This is a genomic window from Campylobacter sp. LH-2024, assembly GCF_048270605.1.
GTDB lineage: Bacteria > Campylobacterota > Campylobacteria > Campylobacterales > Campylobacteraceae > Campylobacter_D > Campylobacter_D molothri.
The window spans coordinates 978,609-992,359 of the sequence record NZ_CP168139.1; the positions used below are offsets into that span (position 1 = coordinate 978,609).

13 protein-coding genes and 1 pseudogene are annotated in these 13,751 nt (G+C 27.8%); 2 read left to right on the plus strand and 12 right to left on the minus strand.

Annotation, left to right across the window (positions count from 1 at the left end; genetic code table 11):
* Window positions 1-47: 47 nt before the first annotated feature.
* Genes kdsB through ACD570_RS04990 form a run of 4 tightly spaced genes read right to left on the minus strand, consistent with a single transcriptional unit; the run spans window position 48 to window position 3,854 of the window.
* The gene (gene kdsB, locus ACD570_RS04975; protein ID WP_337206475.1) at window positions 48-779 is read right to left on the minus strand and encodes a 3-deoxy-manno-octulosonate cytidylyltransferase; all 732 of its coding nucleotides are present in this window, start codon (window positions 777-779) and stop codon (window positions 48-50) included.
* Window positions 776-2,185: a threonine synthase gene (gene thrC, locus ACD570_RS04980; RefSeq protein ID WP_417904189.1), complete on the minus strand. Its 1,410-nt coding sequence runs from the start codon at window positions 2,183-2,185 to the stop codon at window positions 776-778. The genes kdsB and thrC overlap by 4 nt, the downstream gene beginning before the upstream one ends.
* The gene (locus ACD570_RS04985) at window positions 2,182-3,105 is read right to left on the minus strand and encodes a tetraacyldisaccharide 4'-kinase (RefSeq protein WP_200282137.1); all 924 of its coding nucleotides are present in this window, start codon (window positions 3,103-3,105) and stop codon (window positions 2,182-2,184) included. Before ACD570_RS04985 ends, thrC begins: the two co-directional genes overlap by 4 nt.
* Window positions 3,102-3,854, minus strand: a complete 753-nt coding sequence (locus ACD570_RS04990; RefSeq protein ID WP_337210176.1) for an NAD+ synthase — start codon at window positions 3,852-3,854, stop codon at window positions 3,102-3,104. Before ACD570_RS04990 ends, ACD570_RS04985 begins: the two co-directional genes overlap by 4 nt.
* A gap of 64 nt (window positions 3,855-3,918) precedes the next feature.
* Here ACD570_RS04990 and ACD570_RS04995 point away from each other — a divergent pair, with 64 nt between their 5' ends.
* Together ACD570_RS04995 and ACD570_RS05000 are read left to right on the plus strand one after the other, a co-directional pair.
* On the plus strand, window positions 3,919-4,515 hold the full coding sequence (locus ACD570_RS04995) for an MBL fold metallo-hydrolase (protein ID WP_417904190.1): 597 nt from the start codon (window positions 3,919-3,921) through the stop codon (window positions 4,513-4,515).
* 9 nt (window positions 4,516-4,524) lie between these two features.
* Window positions 4,525-4,833 carry a hypothetical protein gene (locus tag ACD570_RS05000; RefSeq protein ID WP_239820648.1) on the plus strand — a complete coding sequence of 103 codons (309 nt, stop codon included), beginning with the start codon at window positions 4,525-4,527 and terminating at the stop codon, window positions 4,831-4,833.
* A gap of 28 nt (window positions 4,834-4,861) precedes the next feature.
* Here the strand turns inward: ACD570_RS05000 and ACD570_RS05005 are convergent, their stop codons facing one another.
* From ACD570_RS05005 to murJ, 8 genes and pseudogenes are all read right to left on the minus strand, one after another.
* Window positions 4,862-5,032: a hypothetical protein gene (locus ACD570_RS05005; RefSeq protein WP_417904191.1), complete on the minus strand. Its 171-nt coding sequence runs from the start codon at window positions 5,030-5,032 to the stop codon at window positions 4,862-4,864.
* Between the two features lie 99 nt (window positions 5,033-5,131).
* The gene (locus ACD570_RS05010) at window positions 5,132-5,911 is read right to left on the minus strand and encodes an enoyl-ACP reductase (RefSeq protein WP_200279171.1); all 780 of its coding nucleotides are present in this window, start codon (window positions 5,909-5,911) and stop codon (window positions 5,132-5,134) included.
* The gene (dapA, locus tag ACD570_RS05015) at window positions 5,911-6,807 is read right to left on the minus strand and encodes a 4-hydroxy-tetrahydrodipicolinate synthase (protein WP_239820646.1); all 897 of its coding nucleotides are present in this window, start codon (window positions 6,805-6,807) and stop codon (window positions 5,911-5,913) included. Before dapA ends, ACD570_RS05010 begins: the two co-directional genes overlap by 1 nt.
* Entirely contained in the window at window positions 6,808-8,049 is a 1,242-nt protein-coding gene (locus ACD570_RS05020) for a pitrilysin family protein (RefSeq protein WP_337196555.1), read from the minus strand.
* Window positions 8,046-9,095, minus strand: a complete 1,050-nt coding sequence (locus ACD570_RS05025; RefSeq protein ID WP_417904192.1) for a quinone-dependent dihydroorotate dehydrogenase — start codon at window positions 9,093-9,095, stop codon at window positions 8,046-8,048. Before ACD570_RS05025 ends, ACD570_RS05020 begins: the two co-directional genes overlap by 4 nt.
* A 58-nt stretch (window positions 9,096-9,153) precedes the next feature.
* On the minus strand, window positions 9,154-10,890 hold the full coding sequence (locus ACD570_RS05030) for an ABC transporter ATP-binding protein (RefSeq protein WP_337199651.1): 1,737 nt from the start codon (window positions 10,888-10,890) through the stop codon (window positions 9,154-9,156).
* Window positions 10,883-12,265 (minus strand): cysteine--tRNA ligase, encoded by a 1,383-nt coding sequence (gene cysS, locus ACD570_RS05035; protein ID WP_337209035.1) that lies wholly within the window; start codon window positions 12,263-12,265, stop codon window positions 10,883-10,885. The genes ACD570_RS05030 and cysS overlap by 8 nt, the downstream gene beginning before the upstream one ends.
* A pseudogene (murJ, locus tag ACD570_RS05040) lies at window positions 12,249-13,716 on the minus strand (murein biosynthesis integral membrane protein MurJ). The gene cysS and the pseudogene murJ overlap by 17 nt, the downstream one beginning before the upstream one ends.
* Window positions 13,717-13,751: the final 35 nt, after the last annotated feature.

Genomic DNA, 13,751 nt, shown 5'->3' on the forward strand with positions numbered 1-13,751 from the left:
AAAATTAAAAATATGTAATCAAAATACATAAAATTTTACTTATTTATTTAAGTAAAATTTTGCAAATTTTTATAAAATTTCAAAGCCTTTTCATAATCTTCTTGAGTATCAATACCTATGCTTTGAGTACTTATTTCAAGCATTTTGATTTTCTTTCCATTCTCAATTGCTCTTAATTGCTCTAATTTTTCGGCTTTTTCAAGCATTGAATTTTCTAAAGCACAAAACTCTTTTAAAGCTTTTACGCTGTAAGCATAAATTCCCAAATGTCCTTTAAAATTGCCTTGATAATCCTCTCTTTCATAAGGAATTTTTGATCTTGAAAAATATAGAGCAAAATCGTCTTTATCGCAAACCACTTTAACCAAATTAGAATCATTAGCTTGTTTTTGATCAATGATCTTATAACAACTCGCCATAAAAGCTTTTTCACCCAGACAAGAATGTGCAAATTCTTTAAATAAAAATAAATTCTTGCTTTCTATAAAAGGTTCATCTGCTTGCACATTGATAACAATTTCATCTTCTTTTAAAGCAAGTTTTTGACAAGCTTCATTGATTCTATCTGTACCACTCTCATGATCTTTTCTGGTTAAAACAGCTTTAAAATGATACTTTTTAGCAAGCTCTAAAATTTCTTCATCATCGACTGCTATACAAACTTCATCAATATCTTGTACTTGCTTAGCAGTCGCAATAAACATAGGAACACCACCTATATCACAAAGAATTTTTTTAGGAAAACGTGTTGAATTTAATCTTGTAGGTATTATAATCATTTTTTTATCCATTCTAAAATTTCATTTTCGATTTCTTCATTTTTATAAACTTTTTTATTTTTTAAATTTAAATCAAACAGTTTAGAAATTTCTTCCTTGATCTCTAAATTAAAATTTTTAGCCAAAAGTTTAAAATCTTCTTTTTCATCTTTGCAATCTCTATTAAAAATTGCCTTAATCATGCTTGGAGTAAATTTTGTCCATTCGGCCGTTGAAGTAATAATGCTCGGTTTTGAAATATCTAGCATTTTAAAACAAGTAGCAGTATGTGGATCGATTAAAGTTTTACTCTCTTTTATAAATTTCATGCACTCATTATCTTCACAAAAATCAGCTTCAAAATCTTCTTGCAAACTTTGTAATTCTTTTTGTTCAAGAATAAAATAATTTTGATTTTTAAGCAAATTCATCAATTCATTGGTTCTTAAATCACCAAATTTATCAAAAAGTAGTCTTTCTATATTAGAAGAAATAAGAATATCCATAGCCGGAGATATAGTTTTTTTAAGAATTTTATCACGCAAATCATAAATACCTTTGTTAAAAAATTCACTTAAAATATTATTTGCATTAGATGCAATTTTTATTTTTGCAATTTTAGCACCCATTTTTTTTGCATAATAAGCCCCTAAAGCATTTCCAAAATTTCCGCTAGGGATGATAATTTCAACTTTTTCTTTAAATTCATCCCATAGTTTTAAGCTTGCATAATAATGATAAATAATTTGAAATAAAATACGTCCAAAATTAACGGAATTTGCAGCACAAAGCTCATAATCTTGTATTTTTAAACTTTTTCTAAATTCTTTCTTTGCAAGTAAATTTTTTAAAATACGTTGAGTATCATCAAAATTTCCTTTAACGGCTAAAACTTTTAAATTACCTTTATCTAAAGCTCTCATTTGAAGTTCTTGCAAAGAACTTGTTCCACCATTTGGATACATACAAATAACTTTAATATTTTCCAAATTTTCGAAGCTTTTAAGCGTCGCAGGACCTGTATCTCCACTTGTAGCACACATAATTAAAATTTTTTTATCTTTTGAAAAATCATTTAAAAGCACTCCAAAAGGTTGTAAAGCCATATCTTTAAAAGCCCTTGTAGGCCCATGCCAAAGCTCATTAATATAAACTTTATCTTCAATTTTCTTTAAATTTATTGCGCAACTATGATCAAATTTTTCATAGCTTTTAAGAGCTTTTTTAAATAATTCTTCATAACCAAATTCAAAGCTTTCTATTAACTTTAAAGCAAATTCATTATAAGAAAATTGGCTATATTTTTCTCCATCAAAATAAGGTAAATTTAAAGGTGAATAAAGTCCACCTTCTGGTGCGCTTGGATTAATTAATGCTTCTTTAAAATCTGTTTTATTGTTTATATTTCTACTTTCAACTAAAATCAATCAAAACTCCTTACATATTGATGTAATTTTTCTTTAAAATTTTCTTTTAATTCTATATTTAATTCTATAATTTGACACTTAAAACCAAAATCTTTTACTTTAACATAATCTTTAAAAGTAAGCATCAAGGTATCGCAATTATGTTTTTTAAGTAAATTTTCAAGTTCATCTTTTTTAAATTCGTAATGATCTTTAAAAAAATAACAAGCCCTAGCCTTTATAAAATGCTCATAAAGTCTAAAAGGCTTTGCAATTGCTGTTATTAATATAGCTTTAGGATTTTCTTTAGTATAAGAATAGCGGATGAAATCTCTATTTTCAAGTGCCAAAAAATCAGCTTTTTTATTGTAAAATTTTGGCAAACGATATGCCCCGCTAGGCAAAGTAAAATTAAAATAAGGCCTTACTTCACTCTCTAATAAAATGTTAAATTTTTGAATATAAAATTTTGAAAAAGCATCGTCTAATAAAACTATCTTTGCGCCTAAATCAAAAGCTTTTTTGATCCCCTCTACCCTATTTTCACTGACAATCACACCTGAAATTTTATCCTCAAAAGCATATTCCATAGCTTCATCACCACTTTGCAAAACATCTGTTAAAATTTCATGCTTGTATTTAATTACAATCAAGCCTTTACTCTTTCTTTTATAGCCTCTAAGTACGATAAAAACATCTTCAAATTCTCTCGCTATTGCTTTGCAAAGAGGTGTTTTTCCATTACCTCCAAAACTTAAATTTCCAACGCTGATTACAGGTCTTTTGAAGTCTATTTTTTTAAAAAACCAAGTATTTACAATCGCTAATAAAGCATAAATAAAACTCAAAGGCAACAATAAATACGCTAAACATTTTTGAAAAAAATTAGGTTTAAAAAAATAGTGATCTAACCAAAGTTGATATTTTTTATCTTCACTCACTTAAAATCCATTAAATTTGCGATTTTAGGCATAGATCTTTTAAAGGCATTGTTTTTAATACGAGTTTTTAGCATTTTGAGTAAATTTTCATCTAATTTATCCATAGTTTGCTTATCATTATTTTCTATTGCTTTTAAACCTAAGTCTATTTGCTCATAAGTAAAACCTAATTCTTTTTCATCACTTTGATTTTCCCAAAGATCTGCACTCGGACTTTTTTTAATAAAATTTTCATGCATCTTTAAAAATTTAGCCATTTCATACACTTGCGTTTTATAAAGATCACCTATAGGATTAAAAGCACAAGCTAAGTCCCCATAAATTGTTCCATAACCTAAAAGCAATTCGCTTTTATTTGAAGTGCCAATCACAAGAGCATTTTTAAGCACAGAATAATCATAAAGCAAAGCCATTCTAATACGTGCTGCATAATTACCTATACGAATTTTATCTATATTTTGACTTTGTTCAATAAAGGTATTAAGAATTGTCTCAATAGAAATAATTTTATAATCTATATTTAAATCATGGCAAAGCATCAAAGCATCATTTAAATGTTCTTTGTTTGAATATTGCGTAGGCATTAAAAGTGCAAAAACATTTTTATCTAAAGCTTTTTTACAAAGTGTAGCTACTAAAGCAGAATCAACACCTCCACTAAGTCCTAAAATAACATTATTTTTACCACTTTTTAAAAGTTCCTCTTTTATAAAAATACACAAATTTTCTAAAATTTGTTTACAATTCATAACTTACCTTTACAATAATTCGCTAATATAATTATATATAAAAATTCAAAAAAAAGGCTAAAAAATGCAAATAACTCAACAAGCTTGTGGCCCTTATATGACCAATTGTTATATTCTATCAACGCAAAAAGGTGAAATCATCATAGATCCAGGTTTTGAGGCTTTAAAATTTATCAAAGAACATGTTAAAAATCCTTTGGCAATTTTAAATACTCATGGGCATTGTGATCACGTATGGGATAATGCAAAAGTTAAAAGAGAATATAATATCCCTATTTACATACATAAAAATGATGAATTTATGCTAGATGATCCTATGGATAGAGGATTTGAACCAAGTAAAGCAGATTTTTTAGTCGAAGATGAAAATATTCTTAATATTAACGGAACTGAATTTAAATTCCATTTTCTACCTGGACATACACCAGGATGCACCATGATAGAAGTTATAGGGCAAAATTTAATGTTTAGTGGAGATTTTTTATTTTATAGAAGTATAGGAAGATGGGATTTTCCTTTTTCCAATCCAGAGCTTATGAAAGAAAGTTTACAAAAAGTATTAAAATATGAAAATGATTTTAGACTTTTACCTGGACATGGAAAAGAAACAACATTAAAAGCTGAGCAAATACACATTCCTTCTTGGTTAAGATATTTTTAGGAATAAATTTTGGACGATTTAGATCTATTTTTAGTTTATCTTTTTATATTTTTAAATATTTTTGCTCTATTAGGCTTGTTTTTTAGAAAAGGTAAAAAAAATCAATTTAATGAAAAAAAATTTTCTAGAATTTGTCCTTGTAAAAAAATGGCAGAAAATGGTTCGCTAAGCACAATTTGTATTTATTGTGCTGTAGGTGGGCTTTTTTATAGTGTTCTTTCTATTGGGTTTATAGGATTTCAAAATTGGGCTTTAGATCTTATTTTAGCCCTTTCCCTCTTAATGGCATTTTTAGGTTGGAAATTAAAAATTGACTAAATATATACTAAATTTTGTTTCATTATTTTCATTGCTCACCGATAAACTGCCTTTGAATTTTTTCAATAATCACTTTACTCATATATAAGCCTATATCTGTTCCTATATTAGCATGCTTACTGCTGATATAGGGTTCAAAAATTTTTTCTATTTTTATAAAACTAAAAGAACTTTCTAGTAACTTTAAAGTTTTATTCAAAAACTCATCTATATATAAAAACCCAATAAGACCAAATTTAAGCGATTTTGTTATAGGATCTAATGCAAGACAAGCATTTATAGCAAAAATAGAAAAAATTTATTTAAAAGTAGTCCCGCCGTCAACAATGAAGGTATGTCCAGTTACCCAACTTGCTTTTGAAGAACAAAGAAAAAGACAGGCACCGGCTAAGTCTTCAGGCTGCCCCATACGATTAAGCGGACTTAAATTAATTGTAGCTTGTTTAACTTCTTCGTAGTTTGTAAAAGCCCTTAAAGCATCAGTTTCAATAGGACCACCACTAACTACATTAACACGGATATTTTTTTCTCCAAGCTCAGTTGCTGCATACCTAGCCATAGCCTCAACTGCTGCTTTTGCTGTACCATGTCCTGCATAATTTTCTATGTAAACTAAATTTCCAGTAGAGGAAATAGAAATAATACTTCCTCCACCGACCTTCTCCATTCTTTTAGCTGCTTCTTGAGCGCCAACGACAAAAGCATTAACTGTCGCTGTAAAGATATTATTAATCCCTTTAGGTTTTAATTTCATAAATTTAGTATATCCACCAACAACTGCACGACCTGAAATAATTGCATTAGAAATAAAATAATCTATACGATCAAAATCTTGATCAATCTTTTCAAAAAGTTCTTTATAGGTTTCAGGTTCTAAAATATTAAACTCGTAAGCCTTTGCTTTAATTTTATAAGTTGTTTCTAAATCTTTTATCATTTCTTCTGCGATTTGTGCATTAGAATTATATGTAAAAGCTATATTTGCACCTACTTTTGCAAATTCATACACAATAGCCTTACCAATTCCACGCGTTCCACCGCTAATCACTAAAGTTTTTCCTTGAAATTCTTGATTCATTAAAATCCTTTAATATTATATTGCTTCATTACTTCTTGTATTTTAGCATAGTTTTCTTTACCAGGAGGACAAAGAGGAAGTCTAAATTCTAAATTTTCTATCAAACCAGCTATATGCATTGCTGTTTTTATAGGGATTGGATTACTTTCGCAAAATAAAATTTTATTAATATTATAAAGTTCATCATTGATTTGTTTTGCTTCTTTATAGTTTTCTTCCAAAGCTTTGTGAGTTAACATACTAATTCTATCTGGTAATAAATTTGAAGTTACCGAAATCACGCCTTTTCCGCCATTTGAAAGTATAGGATAATTAATAGCATCTTCTCCGCTGATTAAAACCATATTAGGTTCATGTGCAAGCAAATCTACACATTTATCAATGCTTCCACTTGCCTCTTTAATTCCATAAATATTATCACAAGTTCTAAAAAGTTTAATAGCAGTTTCTGTGGCAATATCACAACCTGTTCTTCCTGGAACATTATATAAAAGAACAGGGATATCTACACTCGTTGCAATCGCTTTATAATGTTCATAAAGTCCTTTTTGCATTGGCTTATTATAATATGGAGCCACACTTAAAATACCATCGGCTCCACAATCTCTTGCAAATTGTGCTAAATCTACCGCTTCATGCGTTGCATTACTTCCAGCTCCTGCCAAAACCTTAACTTTTGTATTTTTACAAACCCCTACTGCAATTTCAATACAAGCTTTATGTTCATTATGAGTTAAAGTGGCACTTTCTCCAGTTGTACCTACAGGTACTATGGCATCAATTCCATTATCAATTTGTCTTTGGATAAGTTTTGCATAACATTGTTCATCAATTTTATTATTTTTAAAAGGAGTAATGAGTGCAGTCATTGCTCCAATGATGATATTTTTATCCATTTAATCCTTCCTTAAAATTAAAGTCGTGGAATTTTCTTCACTAAAATATTTTTTAGCACATTTTTTCAAATCTAACAGAGTTAATTTTTCAATTTTTTCTTCATAATTTAATAATGGTCTTAAATCACCTCTTGCCAAATAAGAACCATAAATATTAGAAACTGCACTCGCTGTATCAAGTGAAAAAATAAAATCACTTTTAATATTATTTTTCACTTTTTGCAAATCTTTTTCTAAGAATTCACCTTTTTTAATTTTTTCTAATATTTTCCAAAGTTCTTTTTCAACCTCTTCAGCTTTAATTCCTATATTACAGTTGCAAATAAAAATAAATAAATTTTCATCAATGCAATCATTAGCAAACGCATAAAAATCATTAATTAAATGAAGTTTATCTATCAAAATTTCATTTATAATTGAACTTTTTCCACTTCCTAAAAGCTCTGATAGAGCATTTAAAGTAGGTATATCTTTATGTTTAAAATTTGGAATTTTAAATCCTATGGCAAGAATTTGAGTTTGAGTTTCTTTTTTTATAATAATTCTCTTTGCACCGTCTTGTTTAGGCTCTTGTGTATGAAGTTGTGGAATGGTTTTTGTATTTTTAATATTTTCAAAATATTTTCTAGAAAGATTGAAAACTTCTTGATGCTCTATGTCGCCACTAACAACCAAAATAGCATTTTGTGGTTGATAATATGTGCTATGAAATTCCCTAATATCCTCAATAGTCCAATTTTCTATATCTTTATAAAACCCTATTGGGGTCCAGTGATAAGAATGATACATAAAGGCATGATTAAAAAGTCTAAAATACAGATAACCAAGCGGATTATTATCTGTTCTCCATCTACGTTCCTCTAAAACAACATTTCTTTCAGGCTGAAATTCTTCATCTTTTAAATTTAAATTGGCCATCAACTCAGCAAAGAGTTCTAAAGCTTTATTTAAATTTTTTTTAGCACATTTTATGTAATAATGCGTATAATCAAATCCTGTACTTGCATTATCCAATCCTCCAAAACTTTTAACAATTTCATCAAATTCTCCAGCTTTGAGATTTTTTGTACTTTTGAAATTTAAATGTTCAAGCATATGGGCAATTCCACTTTTACCCATTGTCTCATTTCTTGAGCCAACTTTATAAAAAATATCAACACTAATTACATCACTATTTTTATTAACAGGAAAAGTATAAACTTCAAGTTTATTTTTTAAACGAATTTTTTCAAAATGAATCATTTAAGATTAGCTCCTACAGCTTCACTAATATGCATAAAATCATCTTGCCTTAATAAAGAAATTAATTCTTGATTAATATTTTTAACTATACTTGGACCTTTAAAAATTAAAGCGGTATAAATTTGAATCAAATTAGCTCCATTTTTTATACGTTCATACGCTTCTTTTCCACTGTCAATACCTCCACAAGAAATTAAAAGAGTATGCGAGAAAAGTTCTTTAGCCAATTCTTTAAAAAAGAGACCATTTTTCTTTTGAATAAGCTTTCCGCTAATGCCCCCAAAAGTTCGTCCATTATCAATTAAAGAATAATCTGTACTAGTATTAGCAATGATAAAACCATTTGCGCCTTTTTCTATGGCTTTTTGACAAAGAGCTATAGCTATAGAAATATCTAAATCAGGTGCTATTTTTATAAAAATAGGCTTTGAGGTGATTTTTTTTGCTTCTATTAATAAATCACTCAAGAAATGATCATTTTGCAAATCTCTTAAATTTTTAGTATTTGGAGATGAAATATTAATAGCAAAATAATCACATAAATCTTTAAATTCTTTTAATAAAATAAAATAATCCTCTAAGGCATTTTGACTGTCTTTATTTTTACCTATATTTGCACCTAAAGGCAAGGCAAAAGGATAAACTTTTGATACATGCGAACGAACTTCATATGATCCTTTATTATTAAAACCCATAGCATTTTGTATACTCTCTTGTTTTACTAAACGAAATACTCTTGGTTTTTCATTTCCTTCTTGAGGTTTAGGAGTGAAAGTGCCATATTCTAAAAAACCAAAACCTAAAGCACTTAAAGGCTTAATCATGGTTCCATTTTTATCAAAACCACCTGCTATGCCCACTGGGGAATGAAAATCAAGTCCTAATAAATTTTGTTTCAAGCTTGCATCATTTACAACAAATTTCTTAGCCATTAAACCTAATGCAGCTGGAAAAATAGCATTAAGCCCCCTTAAAGAATGCTCTACTAAATAATGAGCTGATTCTGGTTGAAGTTTAAAAAGTAAAGGCTTTATTTGTTCATACATTGTTTTTCCTTAGAAATAAAAAAAATAATATAAAAATTTTAACAAAATTAAAATAAAGTTAAGCTTTCATTTCTTTTTCTTTATTTTTAAATTTACGATAAAGTTCGCAAGTTTTTAAAAGCTCTTCATCTTTTCCAATAGCTAGAACTTTTCCTTTATCAATAATAACAATTTTATCAGCATTTTCAACCGTACTTAATCGATGCGCAATCATTAAAATCAATCTTTCTTTTTTTAAACTTTCTATAGTTTGCATTATAGCCTTTTCACTTTCATTATCAAGAGCTGAAGTTGCCTCATCAAAAATCAATAAATCAGGATTTTTATACAAAGCTCTAGCAATGGCAATGCGTTGTTTTTGCCCTCCGCTTAAATTTTTGCCATGCTCTTTTATTTCGGCATAGATTCCACCCATTGATTCTACAAATTCATAGGCATTAGCAAGCTTTAAGGCTTCAATCACTCTTTTTTCATCTAAATTTTCACTATATGCTACATTTTCAGCAAAACTATCATTAAAAAGATAAATATTTTGAGTAACAAGTCCAATTTTATCTCTTAAGCTTTTAATATTAAAATGATGAATATCTAAATCATTAAATAAAATTTCACCTTTATTTTTTTCATAAAAATACATTATAAGATTGATAATAGAAGATTTTCCACCACCACTCATTCCTACGAGTGCGAGTGTTTCTCCTTTACTAAATTCAAAATCAATTCCGTTTAAAACTTTTTTAGAAAAATCATCATAGGCAAATTCTACTTCTTTAAATTTTATATTTTTTATACTTTTTAATTCTTTATCTCCACCTTTTATTTTAGGCTCTAAATCCAATAAATAAAAAGTCCTTTCGCTCGCTGCTATAGCCCCTTGGATACTTCCATATAAATTTGAAAGTCTTTTTATAGGCGTATAAGCCCAAAAAAGTGCTGAAATAAAAGAAAAGAAACTTCCAACGCTCATATTTCCTTTAATCACCTCACGTCCACCGACTATAATCACAACAGCAACACCGATAGAACCTATAATCTCCATTAGAGGGCTCGTTAAGGATCCTATTCTTGTACTTTTTAAAATAATTTTACAAAAAAATTTATTTTCTTGATCAAATTTTTGTCTTTCTTTTTCTTGTGCATTATTGGCTTTAACTAATTCTATATTTGAAAAGATTTCTCCCAAACGAGATAAAAGATCGGAATTTTTTTCTTGAATATTTCTTGCATAAAGTTTTAGTTTTTTAACAAGATAAAATAAAGGAATAATAGCAATTGGTAAAACAATCAAAGCAAAAAAAGCTAATCTTGGACTTTGAATCACAACCACGCTTAAAAGGCCTATAGCTGTAATTAGTTGAGTTAAAAAATCTGGAATAATATTAGAAACTATACTTTGTAAAGCACCTATATCATTAGTGCAACGACTTATCAATTCTCCGCTTCTATGCTGTTTAAAAAAATCCATATCTAAACGTAAGATATTTTTTAATACCTTAGAACGCAAAACTCTTAACATATCTGTACCAATATAAGAGATATAATAAGTTTGCAAATAAGAACCAGCATTTTTAAGAAAATAAACCAAAATAAATAAAAAAGGGACAATATAAAGCATTGTTTCCTTTTTTTCTATAAAAATTTGATCTAAAATAGGTTTTATCATATAAGCAGTTGCTGAAGTACCACCACTTGCTAAAAGCATACCTATACCAACAATAACAAATTGTCTCCAATATCTTTTATAAAATGGCTTAAAGCGAATTAAAACCTCTTTTAAATTCATTTCTTTATGCATTTTCATACTCCCAAATCGTTCCACTTGGTGTATCTTGTAGTAAGATACCTTCTTTGGCTAGATTTTCTCTTATTTCATCAGCTTTTTTAAAATCTTTTTCTTTTTTTGCTTCATTTCTTTTTAAAATTTCATTTTCAATAAAAGCTTTTTTATCTTCACTTACTCCCCATTGAAAATATTCTTTTACACCCATAAAACCGAAACCAAAAATTTTAGCTAATTCATTTAAAGAATTTTCAATATCTTGTTTTAAAGTTTTATTTTTTTTATCTAATTCTAAATTAGCATTATTAATAAAATCATCCAAACAAGCCAAAGCTTTAGAAATATTTAAATCATCATTTAAGATTTCTAAAATTTTTTGCGCAATATCACTTTTAAACGCTATGTTTTGTGTTGTATTAAAATCTAAAATACTATCAATATTTAATCTTTTTTTAAGTCGATAAAATTTATCTAAGCGTTTTTTAGCAGCATATAAATCTTCTAAAGAGTAATTAAAATGTGCTCTATAATGTGAATTTAAGAGATAAAATCTCAATACTTCTCCCATAAAATCTTTAAGTGCATCTTTTATAAAAAAGCTATTATTAAGACTTTTACTCATTTTTTCACCATTTATTTTCACAAAACCATTGTGAAGCCATATTTTTGCTAAAGATCTTTCGCAACCACAGCGACACTGTGCAGATTCATTTTCATGATGAGGAAAAAATAAATCAATCCCTCCTGCATGAATGTCGAGTGTATCTTTAAAAATAGAATCAATCATAGCCACGCATTCTGTGTGCCAACCTGGACGACCTTTGCCAAATTTACTCTCATAAAAATTTTCATCAAATTTCCAAAGCACAAAATCACTTTCATTCTTTTTCTTAATATCATTATTAAGACGAGAAATATTTTCATCTAGTCCTCGATTGGAAAGACTTAAATAATCTTTATCCTTGCTTGTATCAAAATATAAACCATCCTCCAGAGTATAAACAAAACCTTTTTTATCTAATTGCGAAATCAAATCTATCATTTCTTGTATAAAATGAGTTGCCCTAGGCTTTAAATTAGGATCCAAGACATTTAATTTTCTCATATCATCTTCATAACTTTGTATATAAAATTCAGTAAATTCTTCAATGCTTTTTCCATTTTCGGATATTTTTTTCAAAATCTTATCATCAATATCTGTATAATTTCGAACAAAATTTACTTCACAACCCTGCGCAATCAAAACCCTACGTAATAAATCAAAACAAACACTACTTCTAGCATGCCCTAAATGTGCATTATCATATACAGTAGGACCGCACAAATAGATATTAATTTTTTTTTGATTTAAATGAATTTTTTCTTTTTTAACGCTATCCATTAGTTTCATCAAATATCCCCTTAAATCCTATTGTAAATCCAAATAAATATATTTAAAATATAAGGCTTTGTTAAATAAAGCATTGTAGTAAAAATTACTAAAGCAATTATGATTAAAAAGCAAATTTTAAATGATATTAAACCAAAAAATTTCTTAAAACCAAATTCTTTAATATTAGCTCCAAGCAAATAAAAAGCACTTAAAGAACTTGAAAAAGCTACCCCTATAACTTTTAAATTTTCATCTTTAATAAAAAATATAAAAGCAACTGAACATAAAAGACTTATAAATAAAGCTTTAAAAGCTATAAAAGCAGCAATTTTTTGTTTAAATTTAGCATAGAGCCATAATGAAAGAAGCTTTTGTAAGCCAAATGGAAGAAGTCCTATAAGATAAGCTATTAAAACATAAGCTGTTGTGATACTATCTGAATGAGTAAAATTACCCCTTTGAAATAAAAGTTGACAAATCTCTAAAGAATAAACAGAGCCTATAATACTTGAAATAAGCAACAAAACACTTAAAAATATCATTGCCCTTTGCATAAATTTTAAAGCTAGATTTTCTTGTTCGCTTTTTAAATGTTTTAAAATTTTAGGAAAAGAAACTTGAGTTAAAGCTATAGCAAAAAGCGCCAAAGGAAGTTGAAAAACTCGATTGGCATAATACAAATAAGAAATACTCCCGCTAATTAAAAAACTCGCTATTGTAGTATCTAAAAGAGAACTGATTTGAGTTGCAGAAGAACCTAAAACTCCATGAAAAAAATTTCCATAAAATGATTTCATTTTTGTTTTAGCTTTTTTTAGTCTTATGCTTAATATCATTGCCTTAATAACAGGATTATTTTTTAAAATGATTAAATGTAAAATCAATTGCGCTAAACCACTTAAAACCGTTGCATAAGAAAAATAATAAAGTGTTTTTAAAGGTTCATTTTTATCAACAAAAAATGCGGCAATAACTATGCTTAAATTAAATAACGCTGCGCTAAATGAAGTAATAAAAAATTTTTGCTTATAATTTAAAATTGCACCGAAAAAAGTAACTAAAAAAATAAAAAATAAATACCAAAAATTAATCGCTACCAAAGGAGATGCAATATCAATAGTTTTTTGATCAAAACCAAAGGCAAAAATTTTAGTAAAAAAGGAAGAAAAAAAACTTACCAAAAGACAGCATAAAAAAACAATGGAGCTAAATTGAATCATGATACTAACACAAAATGCTCCTTTTTTTGGAGCTTTTACAAAATTTGGTAAAAAACTTTGCCCAAAGGCCCCTTCTGCAAAAATTCTTCTAAAAAAAGCAGGCATTTTTAAGGCTACAAAAAAAATATCGCTATAAAGTCCAGCTCCTAAAAAAAGAGCGATTAAGATATCTCTAACTAATCCTAAAATACGGGAACACAAAATTCCCAAAGCATTGATAATAAAATTTTTAAATACTAAATTTTTCATTGTTTTTTTGAAAATTTTTCATTGTTTTTAAAATA